This window comes from Hydrogenophaga sp., from assembly GCF_031426985.1.
Lineage (GTDB): Bacteria > Pseudomonadota > Gammaproteobacteria > Burkholderiales > Burkholderiaceae_C > Hydrogenophaga.
The window spans coordinates 97,745-118,413 of the sequence record NZ_JASJOY010000070.1; the positions used below are offsets into that span (position 1 = coordinate 97,745).

At 66.7% G+C, this 20,669-nt stretch carries 1 protein-coding gene (cut by a window edge); it reads left to right on the top strand.

The window, feature by feature from the left end; genetic code table 11:
- The coding region annotated (locus RMP09_RS09760; protein ID WP_310565787.1) for a hypothetical protein crosses the window boundary (this coding region is incomplete at its 3' end): on the top strand, nucleotides 1-20,669 show 20,669 of its 42,814 nt. 22,145 nt of the annotated region lie to the left of the window's left edge.

The following is a 20,669-nucleotide window of genomic DNA, read 5'->3' on the forward strand; positions in this document are numbered from 1 at the left end:
GCCGCGTCCCGATGTGGACGCGGGCTGGTCCAGCCTGACGGCGGCGCAGCGCGCCATCGTCACCCACTACATCGACCACGTCAGCACCGTCACCGCGCGCACCCTGCCCGACGGGGTGACCGACCCCAACCAGTTCGTGCTGGTGCAAGTGCCGGCGGTCAAGAACTTCTTCAACTACAACGCCGCGCCCGGCCTCAAGCAGGTGCAGGGCTTCACCCAGGGCGTGGTGACGGACTACCGCAACGACCAGATCCACTGGGGCACGGTGGTGGCGCCCGCCGCCAACACCGCGTTCGAAGGCCTGACCGCCGCGCAGCAGCAGGTGGTGGCGTCCGCGCTGGGCTACAACCTGTACCGCGGCACCCACTGGGTCAATCCCCAGGCCGCGCCGCAGCTGCAGGTGGTGACCGGTTTTGGCACCGCCGACTACAACCTCTCGGCCATCGACTGGGGCGGCGTGGCCGCGCCGGCAGACGGCACGGCGTTTGAAGGCCTGAGTGCTGCGCAACAAGACGTGGTGCTGGCCGAGCTGGGATTCGCCCGCGTCAGCCGCGCCGTGCTGGTCAACCCGGACGCCGAAGCGGCCCTGCGGGTGGTGACCGAGCTGCCGAACCCGGACACGGCGTATTCGACCCGAACCGACCTCAACTGGGGCAGCGTGGCGAAACCCGCCGATGGCCTGGCCTTCGGCGACCTGACGGTGGCGCAGCAAGACGTGCTGCTGGCCGATGCCGGCTACAGCCGCTGGAGCGGCCCGGTGTTCTTCAATGGCGACACCCATACCTACCGTCTGGGCTTCACCCAGGGCACCGGCAACGACGCCGACTACGCCAACGACGACGTGCGCTGGAGCGACCTTGAAGTGCCCGCCGCCGACACCGCTTTTGACGAACTGAGTTCGGAGCAGCAAGCCCGCGTGCTGGCCGCCATCGGCTTTGACGCCTACAACGGCACCGTGTACTACAAAGCCGGTGCTGGCTACGACAGCCTGCGCCAGCAGTTTGTGGAAGGCGAGGGCGGCGACTACCGCAACGCCGACATGAGCTGGGGCACCAGCGACCCGCTGCCGACCAACCGCTGGATGGTCACCGACCGCACCAATCCCGAGCGCAGCTTCAGCCTGTACGCCCTGGACGAAAACAACGACGGCCAGGTGGACGCGCTGCAAGTGCGCGACCCGCATGTGCTGACGGGGCAGCGCGGCTACGGCTTCCTGCTCACCGGCACGCTGACCACCCTGCAGGCCGATACCGACCTGAACATCGAGGTGCAGGACGCCGCCATCATGCGCGGCACCATCAACCTGATGGGGGCCAACTCGTCGCTGCTGGTGCAGTCCGACACCTTCACCTACTGGGAAGCCGAAGCCACGGTGCCCGGCAGCATCACCTTGATGGGCGGTGTGGCGGTGGACGGTACCGACCTGTCGGGCAGCAACGACACCGCGGCTGCGCTGCAAGGCACCAGCCTGTATGTGCACGCGGCTTCGCGCATGTACGCCAAGGGCGGCAGCACCACCAGCGCCAACGTGCTGTTGCAGGCCTCGCGCGACATGGAAATTCACGGTGCGGTCACCGCGGGTGGTTTCAACACCACCAGTGGCCTGGTCTGGACCGCGAACGACGCCACCGTCACCCTGAAGGCGGGCCAGCAGATCCTGATCGACACCGCCATCACCGCCACCGGTCATGTGCAAGTCGAGACCACGAAAACACCGGGCGCCGACGACGCCGACTTTGGCGTCATTGTGAGCACGGCGGGGGGCCTGAATGCGCTGGGCCGCACGTCGGGCACGGTGGGCTCGTCTGTGCTGATCGACGCCGTGGGCGGCATCAGCGTGATGGGACAAATCACCTCTGGCGGGGCCGTGGTGTCCCAGCTGGTCGACGGCCGTGCGGTGGAGTCGGTGGATTGGGTCGAAAAAGACTCCAGCATCACCCTGCGTTCCAACGCCCAGGTGTACCTGGGTGGCATGGCCACGGCGCGCGACGGCAGCCTGGCCGAACGCGGGGGCACCTTCCGCGCCAGCCAGCTGATCCGCATTGAAGGCGGCATCAGCATGGACGGCATGGGCGTCAAACTTCCAGGCACCGGCCGACTGCTGACCTCGCAGGAAGACGGGCGCATTGAAATCGACGCGGTGGGCAATGCCGACCTGTTCGGCTTGATCGTGGCCGGTGGCGAAATCGTGGACCACCGCGACAGCCTGGGCGCCTTCCTGGGCAGCACTGCTCACTACAAAGACGGCGACTCCGTGATCACGGTGCGCGCCGACGGCCAGGTCAACCTGGGCAAGGGCCTGACCGCGGGCAAGCTGATCGACGTGCGCGGGGGCTCGGGCAACCAGGCCGCCACCGCCGAGCAGCCTTGGCTGGACGACGGCGTGGTGCTCAGCGGCGACACGCGCTTGCGCACCTTCCGTGAAAACAGCGAAATCAGGCTCAGCGCATCGGGCGACGTGACCATCTTGTTGCCCGCCTGGGAGCAGGAGATCATGGCCGACGGCTTTGCCGAACTGGCCTCCGGCAGACTCAGTGCGCCGGTGCGGTTCGACCTCAGCCTGGACCTGGGCACCGTGGTCAAGAGCGGCACGGTGTCGGTCTCGGTGGCCGACACCGCCGACAACAACGACCTGCTGGCCCTGGTGGCCGACGTGCAGGCCGCCATCAACAGCGCCCTGGGCGTGACTGCCGACGACATTCGCGTGCGCCTGTTTGAGGGCCGTCTGCAGTTCATCACCGGCGGCTACAGCTTCAACCTCACCCGCGTGGCCGGCGGCGGCGCCGAACGCCTGGGCCTGACGCAAATCGCCGACAGCGGTGCCACCACGGGCGCAACCACGTCCGTGCGTCTGCCCACCATCGACGCCAGCGAACGCGGCTCCAAGGTGCTGATCGGCAATCCGACGCTGGAAGCCGGATCGGTCACGGTCTCGGGCTATGTGCGGGCGCACAGCGCGATTGAATTCAACACGCTGCCACGCGCTTCGGGCGCGCAAGACGTGTTCCTGACCGCCAGCAGCCGCCTGGAAACCCTCAGCGGCGGCATGCTGCTGAGCCCCGCAGGCCATGCGGTGTTGCAGGGCGAACTGGTGGCGCTGGGTCGGTACGCCGACATCGTCATCAATGCCAAGCAGACGCTGGAAGTCAAGGGTCTGCTGGAAGCGCAGCGCGACATCATCATCAACGCCGGCACCGCATCGAGCGTGCGCAGCGGCGAGGTCAGTCTCATGACCTCGGGTGACAGCCGCATGGTCACCCGCGATGCGGGCGGCCGCATTGTGCTGACCGGCCTGAACGACGTGGTGATTGACAGCGTCATCGGCACCGGCAACCCCAACCTGGGGCGATTGGACATCCGCTCCACGGCCGGCACGCTCACGCTGGCCGAGCGCGGTGGCGTGCTCGAAACCGGTGCCTTCATGACCCTGCGCGGTCAGGACGTCAACATCCAGGGCTGGCTCAAGAGCAGCCTGGCCACACCGGCCACGTACGACGAGGAAGTCACCATTGAAGCCACGCGTGACATCACGCTGGGCGGTGACTTTGACCTCGCGGGTTCCATGACCGTGCAAGCCGGGCGCCACATCACGGCGCCGCAGCTGAGCCTGAGCGAATCGGCTCCGGGTCAGCGTTTGCAGTTCAGCGCGGAAGGCAACATCAGCCTGGGCACGGTGGACGGTAGCGGCGGCGTGGTGCTGGCCGCGGATGTCCAGCTGATCCTGGCCGCGGGCGAAAACCTGCTGGTGGGCAGTGACGCCGTGCTCTACAGCCAGGCGCACGACAGCCGCATCAGCCTGCTGGGCAACCGCGTGACGGTGCTGGGCACACTGCGTGCCGGGGCTTCGGTGGACGCCGACACCCAGGCCGTGACCTGGACCGGTCAGCGTGCGGCCATCGAGGTGCGCGCCGGCGAGAGCTTTGTGCTGGGCAGTGGCAGCGTGGGCGGCGACCTGTACGCCACCGGCGCCATCACCGTCAACACCGGCCTGGACGACGACGGCATGGGCATGCTCATGTCGGCCAGCAGCTCCATCCTGGTGGACGCCACCGGTACCTTCAAAGGCAGCACCGCCACGTGGAGCGATGCCGAGCCCGCCGCCAACGGCAGCATTGCCCTGACCAGTGATGGCGACCTGTCGTTGCGCGGTGAAATCGCTGCGCAGGACGTGGGCGCCGACATCGCCATCACCAGCCGGGCGCAGGTGCTGATCGACGGGCTCATCACGGCCAACGACCAGTTGGTGATCAATGCCGGCACCCACGAAAGCGGTGTGGCGGTGCTGGTCGAGACCCTGGTGGTGAACACCCGGACGGTCGACGGCGCCACGGTGGTCGATTACGTCTCGGGCGGTACCCTGGACACCGCCGCGGGCGGCACCATCCGGGTCAACGCCACCGACAGCATCTTCATCAAAGGCGTGCTGGGCCAGATGGACCTGGGCGCTGCCAAGGTCGGCCTGCTGAGCCTGGTGTCGACCGACAAGGACGTGCTGGTCTACCGCAACATCGACGTGCGCGACCAGGTGGAAATGAGCGCGGACAACATCCGTGTGCTGGCCGGCAGCTACGTGTACGCCACGGGGGTGGACTCGCAGGTGTTCCTGCGGGCGCGCAGCAGCCTGGAAGTCTCGGGCAGCAATGCGGTGGCGCCCCAGGCCAGCAACGACGCGCTGATCCTGGCCGACAAGCTGATCCACCTGCTGGCCCCGGTGGCCCAGGTCGACGGCATCGTCACCGTGGGCATCGCAGGCAAAGGTGCGCAGGACGGCCGTGTGCTGTTCAACGTCGGCCAGAGTCTGACGATTGCGGGGGGCTTCATCACCTCGGACGATCGCATCGAGCTCAATGCCGGTGTGGACATGAACTGGAGCCGCACGCAGCTGGAGGCGGTGATCCCCAAGGCCGCGCTGATCGGCGGCAACATTGTGGTCAGCGGCGCTGGCGTGCTTTCCGCACCCAACGGCAGTATCGCGCTGCAGGCCGGTGGCGACATCACCCTCAACGCGGCGGCCACCGTGGCGGGCTCGCGCTCGGTCACGGTCGATCGTTACACCACCGTGGCCGAAACCATCACCACCGTGACGGGTTACGAACAGGTGGCAGTGGGCGTGGTGAAGGTGCCTGTGGTGACCTGGGAGACGACCCAGATCACCGAAATCGTGGAATACAAAGAGTTCAAGGTGGGTTCCGAATACACCACCATGGACGTGACGCTGAGCCAGATGGGGTACTACAACCCCAACAAGCCTGCCGCGCAACGCTTTGTGGAGGTGTTGATTGAAGGTCTGGACTACCGCAACAGCGAGGTGGACTGGGCCGGCTCAGGCGCGCAGGCGCCCGGCTTCGACTACACCGACAAGGCCACTTACCTGGACTTCACCGGCCTGAACGACGCGCAGCGTGCGGCCGTGCTCAAGCACACCGGCTACATGGCGCTGTTCCAGTTCGACTACGACAACGCCGTGGTCAAGAGCACCAAGAACGGTGTGCTGCAGCCCGACCAGGCCATCACGCCCGAATGGGACGGTGCCGAGCAGGTCGTGTACTACATCGACGCCGACGGCTGGCGCGACCGCTATGTGCGCATGCCCAAGGGGGCCAACGTCGACATCCTGCGCGTCGAATCGGTGGGGCAGACCCGCTTCCTGACCGGTGACGCCAGCATGGCCACCACGCAGCCGATTGGCGGCACTGCCCTGGACAACCAGAACGTCGACAACGGCGGCACCTGGACCACGTTGCGCGCAGGCGCCACCGGCGAATACGTGGGACGGTACAAGGAATTTGGCCAGGTCGATTACGAGCAGATCACCTCGCGCTACTACTTCCCGGTGGATGGGTTCCAGGGCGGCATCGACCCTCACGCGCCCAGCGAAGACGGTCGCGCCACGTGGAACGCGGTCTACGACGACGAAACGGGTATCAAAACCTACGAGATCGGCGGCCGGGACCCATCCCTGGGGACCACGCTGGAACGCCATCCCGAGTGGTACTACACCGTGGGCAATGCCAACGAGATTGCCTTCAACACCGACGACAACGGCAGCACCAGCAGCAACACCTATGTGGACAACACGGGGTCCATCACGCTCGACGCCCGGGTCCGGGCGGCCATGGAGCTGTACCAGTCCGGGCGCTACACCGACCGCATCCAGGCCTTCGACACCTACATCGACGCGCTGACTTTTGACACCTCGGCTTTCACGCAAGTGGGGTCCGCGCGCACCGACTACAGCCAGTTTGGTTTCCAGTACAAGTACTGGACGGCCTGGGAAGACATCACCGGCCAATGGAAGGTGGACCCCCAGGGCCGGGGCTGGACCGGCGACGACGTCTTGTTCTATTCGGTTCAGAGTGTCATCAACGACCAGCGGGAGTACAGCGCTTCGTCGGTCGATTACAGCAACCAGGACCCCTACAAACAAACCGTCAACAGCGGTGGGTTCAACATCGGCAGCTACGCCAGCCCGTCCAACAACCCCGGCGACTACCGCTACGACGAACTGCGCACTGCGGTCAGCTACTACGACAACACGGGCAAGAAAGGTGGCAGCGAGTTCAACGTCTACCAGGTGGACGGCCGCAAGGAGCTGGACAAGACGATCAATGAGGACTACCTCGACTACACCTACGCCTGGACGTCGAAGTGGAAACAAATCAAAGACCAACGCATCCAGCAAGACTTCAAGCTGGTGACGCTGGACCGCGATCTGTTTGAAAAGCTCCCCGTGGAGCAAACCACCACCAAGCAGGTGCCGGTGGTGACGTTTGAAAACGTCACCCTGTGGGAAAGCCGCCCGATCACCACGACCGAAACCGTGCTCAAGACGGTGCTGGACAGTGCCGAAGCCACGGTGCGCGCCTTCGGTGGCGCCAACACGTCCATCGGCGGCGAAAGCATCCGCATCGATGCGGGTGGCAAGGTCAGCCTGAGCGGCAAGATGGTGGCCGCCCAAGATCTGACCGTGCGCGCCGACGACACCCTGCGGCTGCGGGGTGTGGCCACCACCGAAGTGGACGGTGTGGTCGTTCCCATCTCCGCCAGCTTGACGGCCGAGACCCTGAACCTGTGGGCCGGCAACCTGATGGATGTGGCCGATTCGGGCGAGCTGACGGTGACGCAAAACACCAGCACGTCGTCCTCGGCGGCCATGTCGCTGGCTTCTGACCGCGACATTCGCCTGGGCGGCAGCAGCAGCGCCGACGCGGCCACCACGCTGACGGTCAGCGCGGGGCGTGACCTGTCTTTGTCTGGCAGCCTGACCGCGGGTGCGGTGGTGCTGCAAGCGGGGCAAGGCGTTTCTCGCAGCGGCGGCATCAGCGCCGACGCCGATACCCAGGTGGTGGCCAGCAGCCAGGGCATCAGCCTGAGCGCCGGTGCCAATGGCGGCGACATAACGCTGACCGATGCCACCCTGAGCGCGGCCACCGCAGGCCAGTTCATCACGCTCAGCGCCAGCCAAGGCAGTGTGCTGCAGACCCTGGTGGAACGCAGCCACACCGATGCAGACACCGGCGCGGTGACCACGCAAACCCTGCCCAGCGGTCTGCTGCTGGCCAGCCAGGTGGTGGCCAGCGCGGCCAGCGGCATCACCCTGAACACCCAGACCAGCACGGTGGACCTGGTGTTGAGCGACACCGGTGACATATCGCTGATCAACCTGGGCGCCTTGACGGTGACCCGGGCGCAAAGCCAGAACGGCGCCATCGCCGTGCACAACGTGGGCGACGTGGACGCGCTGCGCCTGGAAGCCCAGGGCCTGAGCGACCGCAACGACATCACGGTGGTCACCGAGCGCCGTGGCGGCAGCAGCGCGACGGCCAACCTGCGGGTGGGCGAATTCAGCACCGGCAACAGCCTCGGTGTGCGCCGTGGCGACGTGAGCTTCCGGGTCGAAGGCGTGCTCGCATTTGCCGACCCCACCAAGCCGATCTTGGCCGACGAACTGGACCTGGCCGTCTTTGGCGGTCTGGGCAGCATCGCGGCACCGCTGCAAACCCAGGTCAATGCCCTGCGGGTGCAGACCAGTGGCGCGGGCGATGTGTTCGTCAACCAAGGCAGCCAGACGCTCAAGCTCAACCTGGTCCTGGTCGCCAACGGCGACTTCAACCTGACGGCGGCGGGCGCCGTCGATCTGGTGGACGTGGCGACGGGCGCCGTCGATCTGGAGGGTGTGCGTTCGCAGTCCAACAGCGATGCCAACGACATCAGCATCCAGGCGACCGGGGACATTTTTGTGCGCCACGTCTCGGCCGGCACCTACGCCGAAACCGAGGCCGACCTGCCGTCCATCAAGGCCGCCGATGGCAGCCTGTCCACCCCGGATACGCTCAGTTCGCTGGGCGATGTGTTCCTCACATCCACCGGCGGCCGCGTGCTGGAAACCTTTGTGGACGATGCGGTCGACGTGGTGGCCGACGAGTTCGTCGTGAGTGCCTTCCAGGGCATCACCGGGCTGGAAACCGCCATCAACACCCTGAACGCGGTCACCGCCAGCGGCGACATCGGTCTGTCCGACCGCGACGGCGTGCGCGAGAAAAGCGCCGGTCTGGATGTGCTGCGGGCGGTGGTCACCACCACCGCCAGTGGCGACGTGTCCATCAGTGCCCAACAGGAACTGCGTGTCGGTCGCCAAGAGGCCGTGGTCGCTGGCGTCACCCGGCCGGGTTACAGCGGCCTGGTGCAGGGCGATTCGATCCGCCTGGCCAGCACCAGCAACAGCGTTTCGGTGCTGCGCCCTGCCAGCGGCGAGGCCCTGGTCTACAACAGCGGCGTCGCGTTTGTGGCCGGTGATTCGGTGCAGCTGTACCGTTACTTCGGTGCACCCGAGCGCATTGAATACCGCGCCGGCGACTTCATCCAGTTCGGTGAAGGCACCCTGACCAACCCGTACACGCGGGCGCTGCCGGGCAACATGTCGGCGGACACCATCATTGTCGAGACCGGCGGCACCCTGACGCTGGACGGCAGCCTGTCGGCCAACCGCCGCCTGGAACTGGTGGCCGGACAGGATCTGATCCTGTCGGGCACGGTGTCGGTCAAGCCCAGCTACCACAGTGGTAGCGCCACACCTGGCGCGGTCATTGAAGAGGTGGTCTTGAAGGCCCGCGGCAGCAGCAATGTGCTCAAGGCCTTTGACTTCAACAACGACGGTGACACCACCGACAGCTTCAGCGAGGCCCAGGCCGGCATCGACTTCAATGGCAACGGCAGTTTTGCCGACACCATCAACGAGTCGGCCGTGGTCACGCTCACCGGCTTCATCAACGTGCAGACCAACGATCTGCCGGCGCAGAACTTCGAGATTCGGGCCCTGCGCGACATCTACATCGACCTGGAACAGCCGGGCACTGCGGTGCGCGACTGGACCCTGTCCGGCTTTGTGGGCGGCCTGACCGGCTTCAAGGCGGCTCAGAACGTCACGCTGCGGGTCGAAGGTGCGTTGACGCTGGAGGGCGGCATCGTCGCCGCGGACCCAACGGGCACCGCGGCCGGTGTCGGTCGTCTGGAGTTGCGAGCCGATTCCATCACCTCGGACGGCGCTTCGGTCTTCATTGCCCGGGACATGTTCGTGGACACCCGGGGTTCGGCCCAGCTCAACACCCTGATCGACACGCTGACCCTGGATTCCCGCAACAGCGGCGACGTGCGTGTGAACGAGGCGACGGGCCTGGTGATTCACCGCCTGCAGGCCAACAACGGCCGCATCGAAGTGATCGCCGGTGACGACCTGTACGTGCGCGACGTGCACAACGTGGCCGATGGCGACGACATCGTTGTCAAATCGGCCGGCGACCTGTACGTGGACAGCATCGAGGCCGGGGCCTCGGTGGGGGCGCTCAAGACGGGTGGCCTGGTGGCCATCGATGCCAAGGGCCGCGTCTACGAATGGCAGGCGCTGCAACAGCTGGTGGCCCACAACACCACCACCACGGCGGCCTCCGCGACAGTGGCGCAGGTCAGCCGTCTGGACTTTGACGGCCAGGCCGGGATCGTGGCCACACAGGTGGCATCGACCAGCCAGCCGCAAATCACCGGTCTCGTGTTCGATCAGCGCGAACTGACCGTGGGCGACATCTACACGGTGTGGATCGGTGCCAACAGCTACAGCACCACGGTGGTGGTGGGGAGCACCTGGGCAACCTTGCTGGGCAACCTCAAGAGCCAGATCGACGGCGGCCCGACCACCGCCACGGTGGTGGCCGGTGCGCGCCAGCTGGTGCTGACGGCGGATGCTGCCAACCAGGCGTTCGCAGCCAGTGGCGGCGTGGCCTTTGCGGTGGCCGATGGCAATGTGTACTCGGTGCAGATCGACAACCGCAAGTACAGCGTGACCGCCAGCACCAGCGACAACTGGACCAGCGTGTTGTCGGCGCTCGAGACCAAGATCGAAGCCGGCGAACCCGGCGTGCTGGGCAAGGCGGTCACGGTGGATGCGGTCAACCGCAGGCTGACCCTGACGGCCCTCACGGTGAACAAGGCCTTCCAGGCCACAGCGGCCCTGGAATACGCCGCCTACGACCAGCAGTCGGCCGACTTGTATGGCTACCAGCTGGAAGTGCGCGACGGCTCCTGGAGCGCGGCAACGAACAACCTGGCACTGGCGCCCTTGGTGCTGAGCGACCCGACGGTGCGCGGCACCGGGGCCGAGCTGGAGGTGCGTGTCATTGCCAGCAGCAACGCCTTGAGCACGGGCATCACCCAGGTCAACCAGGTGGGCGCGTTTGCCACCGGCTCGGGCGTGCAGTCCAACAACCAGACGGTTGTGACCCTGGCCGGTGTCGACCAGAAACAGGTGAGCAGCATCAGCTTCCCGCGCACGCTGGGGCTGGGCTATGAGTACAGCATCAGCCTCACCAGCGGCACGACCACAACGACCTACACGGTGCAGCCAGGCGTGGCTGGGCTGGCCGCCAACGCCACCTGGGCCGATGTGCTGGGCCGTTTCAAGGCCGCGATGGAGGCCGACAACGTGGTGACGGTGGGGGTGGACGAAAGCGCCCGCGAGCTGACGCTGACCGCCAAGCAAAACAACACCCCGTTCACGCTCGGCGCGCTGCAGTTGCGCGAGTCCATGGCCGCGGTGGTGGCCAACGCGGTGGCCGACAACGGCGCTTCACCCGTGCAGGCCGCCGGCACCGGGGGCTTCCAGATCACCGACCTGACTTTTGCCACGGGCGCGCTGAGCGCCAGCAGCGAAGCGGTGGTGGTCATCAACGGCAACCGGTACGCCACCCAGGTGGGCAACAACGTGATGCTGGAACTGGGCAGCGTGGGGACCGACGCGGTGAGCTTCATCGCCACCGTGCCCCCCACGAACCTGGGCACTCCGGCGGTGTCGCAGCAGATGGCCGTGGACTTCTCGGGATTGGCCCTGAGCGGCGTGCGCGATGTCGAACTGACGGTGACCGGTCACACTCCGGTGCTGGTGACCGGGCCCGCCAACACCAACGCTTTGGCCTTGTCCATGGCCACGGCGCTGAACATCAGCGGCATCACCGACAGCGCGTCCAGCGGCGTGTTGACACTCTCGGGCACCACCGTGCCCGCGGTGTCTGTGCAGACGGTGAGCGAATTGGCCTCCGCCAGTGCTTCGGTGATCGACCTCAGCGGCGTGAGCCTGACGGGTCTGTCGTCGGTGGTGCTGGAGTTGGATGGCCAGACGTATTCGATGGCCGTCAGCGGGTCGACCACCATCGCTTCGGTGGCGATCAATTTGGCCGCCCAGGTGAATGCGGCGACCGCCACCACGGGCTACACCGCCGTCAGAAGCGGCAACACCATCACGCTGGACAACACCGCCAGCGCCGCGGCTGTGGCCGCCACGGTGGTCGGCAAGGCGCCCCAGGCCAGCCTGGTGCAGGGACGGGTGCAGGTCATCGACTTCGGCGCCGTCACATGGCAACGCGGTGCCACCTACACCGTGACGCTGGCCAGCCCGGCCAACAGCTTCAGCACGGTGGCCACCAGCGCCGACACGTCCATCGGTGACGTGGCGGGCCGACTCGCCAGCGCCATCAACGGCAACGCCACGTACACCGCCAGTCTGGTGGGCAACCGGGTGTTGATCACCCAGGGCGCCGCCAGCAGCACGGTCACCGCCTCGTCCCTGGGGGTGTCGCAGCCCGTGTCTGGCAGCACCGCGGTCACGGTCTCGACCGGCAGCAAAACCGGCGCAGCGACCGTGGTGGATCTCACCGGCGTGGCCGCGGTCAACGGTGCGACCTACCAGCTCAAGGTGGGCGATCAGACCTACAACCACACGGCGGGCGCCAGCGAAACGCTGGCCAGCATTGCGGGCGCGCTGCGCGATCTGGTGGTGGCCTCGACCGACCCGGACACGGCCACCGTGCGCAACCTCACGGTGAACCAGAACTGGACGTCTGTCCTGGGTGAACTCAAGCGCCAGATCGAGGCGGGTGAAAGGATCGGCGTCACGGTCAACAGCAACGTCACCGTCTCCTCTGGGGTGACGGGTGCCCAGCTGGTGTTGACTTCGACCAGCAGCGACTTCGTTTTCGACGTTGACGCGGTGGCGATCGATGCGGGCAATGCCGTCACCGGCCAGGGCGCAAGCCCGGTCACAGTCGCCAGCGCAGGCCAGGCACAGGTGACCGAGCTCAGCCTGAACAACACGCTGACGACCGCCTCCGGCGAGCGTTACGCACTGGTCGTCACAGACGCCAGCGGCGTGCAGCACGAATACGTGGTGGACACCGACGTGCGCGTCTTCTCGCCTTCCGTCGTGCCCGTCAGCACCACCACGCAGGCGGCCAGCACCAGCCAGGCGCAAGTCAACGTGTTGAACCTGTTCACCACGGTCGAGGTGGGCACCACCTACCGCATCTTCCTGATCAACCAGGCGGGCACCCAGTTCACCTACGACCAGCAGGCCACCAGCGCGTCCCTCAGCTCTTTGCTCAACGCTTTTGCCACGCAGATCAATGGCGAGAGCGGCCGGTTTGTGAACGCCGTCGTGGAGAACAACGCGCTGACCCTGACCGGGACCAGCAACGGCGCCCGCTTTGTGTCCGACGCGCGGATCTTGCCGGCGCAGATCAACGGCAGTGGCGTGCTGGTGTTCGACAACTTCAGCCCGGCAGCGGGCATGGTGATCAATCTCAGTCTGAGCTGGACCGTGGGCGGCGTGGCCGACTCGGCGCTGTTCACCCACACGGTGGCGGCAGGCGCCACGGGCTGGGCCGACGTGTTGGGCGCGCTGAAAACGGCGATCGAAGCCGACAGCGCACTGGCCGGGGCGGTCACGGTAAACGCCGGAACGCGCACCCTGACGGTGGCCAAAACCGGCGTCAGCGGCATTCAGCTGCAAGGTTTGGCGGTGTACCAGGACATTGTCCGCAACGCCGACCAGGTGCTGCAGGCGCTGGCCGACGCCGTCAACGCCGATGCCGCCAACGGTCTGCAGGCGGTGGTGTACCCCAGCATCAACACACTGGAGCTGACCGCCGAGGCCAACAACCAGCCGTTCACCGTCAACAGCCTGACGCGTCAGATCCGGGCGCAGGTGCTGGACGATGGCGTCACGCCGACCAACCTGCCCAGCGTGGCGGTGCAGATCAGCCAGGTGCAGTTTGCCAACCAAGACCCGGTGGCCAACCAGCGCTACACGCTGAGCATCACCCACGGCAGCACCGCCAAGAACTATGTGGTGGAGACCGGGCAAAACGGCGTCACCAACAGCTGGACGTCGGTGCTGGCGGCCTTTGAAACCGCTATCGACGCCGATGCCAAGGTGTCGGCCGCCGTCAACGTGTCCACGCGCACCATCACCCTGACGGGGCTGGTCAACAACGAGGTGTTCACCGTCTCGGGCGTGAACGCGTTCACCCTGATCGACAACACCCAGACCGTGGCCAACGCGACCGCAACGGTCACGGCGCCCGGAACCGATGGCACCCAGGTATCGACCGTGGTGCTGCCGGGGGGCGGGGCCACACCCACCAGCTCGGTGGAATACGGCGTCACGCTCAACGGTGTCAAACATGGCGTGACCGTGGGCGACACCGTCAACGGTGCAACCGTTGCCGCCACCTGGGCCAGCCTGATGGCGGCGCTGGAGTTCAAGCTCGAAGCCACCGGTTTGGTGGTGGTGGGCGTCAGCACCGGCGACCAGACCCTGACGCTGACCGCCAGCCAGGCCAATCGGGCCTTCACGACCAGCGCCAGCCGGTTGGACACCACGGTGGGCAGTCCATCCAACCCGGTGGTGCAGCCGGACGACTACGTGCTGATCATTCCCGATCGCACCCCGGGGGACTTCGGCCTGGCGGCCGAAGACAGTCTGACCGTCGTCTCGCTGCCGACCAACGCGGACGAGCTGATCAATCTGGTGGCGGGCACGGGCGACCTGGTCGTGGTGTCCGATATCAACGTCGGTCGCAATGGCGACGGCGAGGTACGCTTGCGTGCCGGAGGGGGCATCACCCTGGGCGGCACCGTCACGGCCAGCACCCTGGACGTGCAGGTGGGCGGCGACCTGAGCCTGACGTCCGACGTGGGCGCCATGGCCATCGTCATGACCGCGCCGGGCGATCTCACCATCGACCAGAGCGGCGCGTTGAACCTGACTTCGCTGCAGATTCTGGGCGAGGGCAACATCACCATCGAAGCCGATGGACCGATCACCATCGGTGCCATCACCGGCGTGGCGGGCAACATCACCCTGGTGTCCAGGACGGGCGGCATCACCATTGGTTCCTTGTCGGCCGGTGGCAGTGTGGTGCTGACGGCCACCAACGGCGGTGTGAGCCTGGGGTCAAGCGACGACTCCGTGATCACCACGGTGGAAATGGACAGTCTGTCCGTCACCGCCCTGGGGGACATCAGCGTCTACGAAAAGGACGCCCTGGTGATCGAACGTCTGGTCAGCGGCGGCGGTGCCGTGGCGGTGCAGGCGGGCGGTGCGCTCACCGTCAACGGTGCCATGGCGGCCAGCGGTACCAACACCGTGTCGCTGAGCACGTCGGCTGGCGGCATTCGCCTGAACGAGAGCATCCGCAGCGCCAGTGGCACCATCAGCCTGGATGCCGCCGGTGATCTGGTCATGGACATCAGCGGCGACGTGTTGTCCACCAGCGGCAACATCGAACTGACCACGGGCGGCGCCCTGACCATGACCGGCGAGACCGAGGTCAACGCGGGCAGTGGTCGCTTGACGCTGGAGGCCGTTGGGCAGATCACGTTGGGCAAACTGCGCAGCACCAGCAGCGCCGACCTGACCATCACCTCGGGTCAGATCGTGGACGCGGCCGAAGGCAGCATCGACATCGTCGCGCAGACGGCACAGTTGGTCGTTCAGGCGGTCGGCGGCATCGGTTCACTGCTCAACCCGATCGAAATCGACGTGGCCGCGCTGGATGTGCGCAACACGGGCGGGGGCGACATCGGGCTGGTGGAAACCGGTTCCCTGTTGATCAACCGCCTGCAGCAAACCGGCGGCGCGGCTTCGGTGTCCACCGTGGGGGGAACGGTCACCGTTGCGGGGGCGGTCACCGCCACCGGCGACCTGACGATCAACGTCGGGGGCACCAGCAGCGCCATGGTGGTCAATGCCGCCATGGAGTCGACCAGTGGGACGGTCAGCCTGAACGTGGACGGCGGCAATCTGAGCCTCGCCAACAGCGTGACCGGCGTGAACGTGGCCCTGGTCCTGTCCAAGGGCAGCCTGGTCAACGCCGGCGCCATCACCCATGCCGACGATGGCCACGGCATCACCCGCACCTACAAGGACCACTGGCTGACGGTGGACGTGGGCGGAGAGGCCGTGTTCGACCCCGAAATCCAGTGGCTGATGGCACGCGGTTTTGCGACCACGAACGCCGCAACGGGCGAGGTGGTGGTCAGTGGCCTGGAGCCCTACCAGGAGGCCGAGCACTTTGCCAACGGGACCGTTCTGCGCCAGGCCTATGGCTCCTTCATTCAGGCCACAGGCACCGGCGACCCGCTGGACCCACAAGGTCAGATCCGCATCGCCGTCGAGGGTTCGGTCGGCCAGGCCGTGGCGGGCTTTGACCTGTCGCCGGGCTCCATCATGCTCAACGGTCGGACCTTGAGCGCGTCCAGCAGCGACCGCGGCGCCATGTACATGCTGGCCACCGACACGGTGCTGGTGGAGTCGATGGGTGAGGGCCTGACCAGCACGGCCAGCAAGGGCGGCGAGACGGTGCTTTACACACTCAACGGCACCCTCAAGACCGAGGGTGTGCTGGACGCCAATGGCGAAGGGGTGGACCTGGGGGGTTACGACGTGGACATCCAGGCGGCCGTGCGCAGCCCGGACGGCTCACTGAACCTGAGCAACCGCGACCTCGGCGGGACCATGGTGTTTGGCAGCAATGCCAGCATTCAGGGGGCCTACCAGGTGGACGGCAGCGAGCTGGCCTTGTTGCAGCCGGGCTTCTCCGAGATCACCATTGGGGGCGCTTTCAGTGGCAACGAGATCGTCTTCGGCGACGCTGCAGACGCGGGCACGTCCGACATCGTGTTCCAGGACAACGTGGTGGTGAACAACCCGGTGGTGGGCGGTGAAATCCACCTCAACCAGTCGGTCACGGTCGCCGGCAGCCTGCGCATCACGGGTTCAGGTTTCACCACATACTGGAACGAGAACTCGGTGGTGTCGGCTTCCGATTCCATCTTCCTGGACGACTCGATCATCCTGACCGGCCATGTCAAGGCGGTGGCCGGTTCGGACGGCTCGGGCAACATGGTGCTGGGCGGGCAAGCCTGGCACATCATCAACGGCAACGGTCAGGACGGCGCCGACAGCCTGGAGGTCAATGCCCCCGGTGACGTGACCTTCGCCGGTCGCATCGGCTTTGCCGAGCCGGCCCAGACCGAATACCCGCAAGACCCGTTTGAAGGCTTGAGCGTGTTGGGTGTCGAGGTCAGCCCGGGCGTGTTCAACCTGCCGGACGACGTGACCTTCGAAGGCGAGGTGTTGCTGCACGGTGACCTGACCATCCATGCCAGCGGCACGGTCCGTTTTGCGGACAGCGTCAGCATCCTGGGCGGCAACCTGACCATTCTGGGTGCCGAGCGGGTGATTTTTGACAGCGGGCTTTCCGTGCAGGCCAATGGGGCGGTGGGTGGCGACATCCTGATCGAGTCCGATGAAATCGACTTCCTGGGCGGTGCCAATTCCGTTGCGTCGGCCGGTGGTCAGCTGACCCTGCGCTCGACCACGCTGGGTGTGGGTTACGAAGTGGGCGATCCGCCTTATTCCGACGCACTGCGCTTGAACCTGTCGTCGCAAGACATGATGGCGCTGGTCGACGGGTTCGACCGGATCGTGATTGGCCACGAAGTCAATGGTCACGCGGTGAGCGGAACGGGTGAGGTTCGCATTGGCGCGCACAACGGCTCCAGCGTGCCGCTGTTCTGGGACAACCTGGCGGTGTACGGCGGCAGCATCGAGGTGGCCGACATGCCGGCGGGCAGCGACTTCTTCTTGCGGGTGGACGGTTCGATCACGCTGGACGCGGTCAACAACATCACCCTGAAGAACCGCATCGAAGCCGGTGTGGACAGCCGCAACGACATCGCGCTGTACTCGGCCCATGGCCTGGTGCTGCAGACCAACGCGGTGGCCAGTCTGGGTGACGGCGTGTCGGGCGAGGCCCTGGTGGCCGATGAGCTGACGGTGCGCGCGGCCAGCGGCATCGACCTGCGCTACCTGGACGTGGTGCAGGTGCAGGCCAGCAACACGCACAGCGGCTCGGTCACCCTGACCGAGCTGGCCGTGGGTGGCCAGCTGGATGTGAAACAGGTCTCGCAAGTGGGCACCGGTTCGGTTCTGATCAGCACCACCAGTGGCGACCTGCGGGTGTTGTCGGCCGCCGACGGCGGCCTGGGCGTGCAAAGCGCTGGCAGCGGTCAGCTGACACTGAGCGCACAAGGTGAGGGAAGCGACGCTGTGGTCGCGTCTGCCGTGGTCATCAACGGCGGGCTGCTGCGTCTTCAGGCGGCCGCCGATGTGGTGCAAACCGCGCAGCTGAACAACAGCAGCGGCCTGATTGAAATCGACGCCTTTGGCGGTGACGCGTTGTTGGGCGCCAACGTGGTGACCGATGGCTTCATCGAGATCGGCGCTTCAAACGATGTGCTGCAGTCCAACGGGACCGCGGTGCTGGCGGTGGGCAACAGCGGCCAGGGTGCCGTCAACCTGTTTGCCGGCCGAAACCTGGAGCTCAGCCGCGTGGAAGCCGACGGCGGCGCCTTGCTCGAAGCCACCGGCGGCGCCATCAGCCAAGTGCTGGTCGGCAACCTCAACGACAGCGATGGCCTGGCCAGCAGCGACAACCTGATCGTGCGCAACGCCGCAGCCACGTTGCGAGCGGCCACCGGCATGGGCACCGGCACGCAGCACCTGCGCACCGAAGTGGACAGCCTGGCGCTGTCCAACAACGGCAGTGGCGGTGTGTTCATCACGGAACGCGACGACCTGGTCATCACCGGCAGCCACGGCAGTGGCAGCAATGCGGTGGACGTGGTGGCCGCCGCCCCGGTGGACGAGGCCGACGCGTCCGGCGCCCTGGTGCTGGTCCTGAGCAGCGGCGCGCTCCAGGTCACCGGCCCCATCAATGCCACCGGCAACGTGCTGTTGCAAACCCTGGCGACAGGGCAAGGCATGGAAGTGCAGTCCGACATCACCAGCCGCAGCGGCCACGTGCACCTGCGGTCGGCGGGTGCGATCGAGCTGTTCGACGCGCAGTCGGTCAACTACGCACCGACCATCGAAACCGAAGCCACAGGCCGGTCCGTGATCTTGTCGGCGGCCACCCAGCTGCTGATGCAGGTGGATGCTCAAGTGGTGGCGAACGACGGCCAGGTGCTGTTGCAGGCCGCTGCGGGCGACCTGACCGTGGGCATTGTGAGCGTGGGCGCCCTGGGTGCTGCGCGCTTGCAGGCCAGCGGCACGATTGCCGATGCGCAGAACGACGACGCCGCCTTGGTGCGCGAAGTCAACCTGATGGGCGGGCAGTTTGAACTGATCGCTGGGAACGGCGTGGGCAGCAGCAGCGCCGCGCTGGAAACGGAAATCCAGCGCCTGGGCCTGAGCGTGACCGGCGGCAGCGTCTTCTTGCGCGAGAAGGATGGCCTGCAGCTGGGCGCGACAGCCAGTGGCGAGGTGGTGGCCTTGGCCGACAACGGCACCGGCACCCGCCTGACACAGACCCCGGCCTCCACACTGAACCTGGCCGGCGGCCTGGTGCTGGACCTGGGCAGCCGCAGCAGCCACAACCTCGACGTCGTCCGCGACCTCTCGGTGGGCGGGGCGGTGTTGTTGCAGGCCAGCGGCGCGATCGGCGTCAACGCCAACCTGATCAGTGCCACGGGTGCGGTCAGCGTGCTCGCAGGGACCAGCGTGAGCGTGGGCACCGAAGTGCTCGTCAAGTCCAGCGGTTCCACCGTGGACCTGGTGGCCGGCAGCGCCGGCATCACCATGGCGGCCAATGCGGTGGTGCAGGCCGACAGCACGGCACGCCTGGCATCGGGCGGCGACATGGCTTTGGGGCAGGTGGTGGCCCATGCGGTCAGCCTGCTGGCCACCGGTCAGGTGACCGACGCCAAAGCCGCCGACGCCACCGCGCTGAACGTGGACGCCACCGAGCTGCGCCTGAGCGCAGCCGGTGCGGGCACAGAGGCCAACCCCCTGGAGCTGGGCGCTCTGGTGTTGTCGGCCCAGGTGGGTGCCGGCGGCTTGCACGTGCAGGCGCTGGGCGGCGCCCGCATGGGCAATACCGAGGCCATGACGGTCAACCGGGTGGGTCTGGACGGCACGGTTTCGTCCATCACCGATGGGGAGCAAAGTGGCCTGACCAGCGCAGGCGATCTGAGCTGGTCCACCGGCAGCGGTGCCGGTGACCATTTGCTGGTGGATGCCAGCATCAGCGTGACGGGGCGCTTGCAACTGCAAAGCGCTGGTGACATCCGCATGGCCAGCGGCGTGGTGATCAGTGGTGACGAAGGCGTCTACCTGAGCGCTGGCGTTGACCTGCGCCTGCAGCAGGTGCAAGCCTCGGTCGGCACCGTTGTGCTGGACGTGGGCGGCGACTTGCTGGACCTGGGCAGTGGCACCGACGTGTCGGCTCAGAGCCTGTTGATCCGCACCACGGCGGATGCCGGCGTGGGCGCGGCGGGGCAGGCCCTGAACGTGTCGGTCGACACCCTGGCCTTGGACGTGGGCACTGGCAGCGTTTACATCCAGGACGCGGGCGCCTTGAACATCGCTGCGGTGGACGCGTTCGGCCTGTCCGCGCAGGGCATCCAGGCCGCTGGCAGCGTGACGCTGGTGGTGGCCGGTGCGCTGACCGATGACACCGTGGGCACGGTGATCACCGCGCAGACGCTGAACATCACCGCGGCCAGCGTGGGTGAGGCCGGCAACGGCCTGAACACCGACGTGGGCAGCCTGGCGCTGAGCACCAGCGGTGCTGCGTTCGTGAACGAAGCCAACGACCTGATCCTGAGCGGCGTGAGCGCAACGGGTCAGAGCGTGACGCTGGTGGTGGCCGGGGCGCTGACCGACAGCGAGGGCACCACCCTGGTGGCCGGCAGCGCGAACATCACCGCGGCCAGCGTGGGCACAGCCGGCAACGGCCTGAACACCGACGTGGGCAGCCTGGTGCTGAACCTGGACAGCG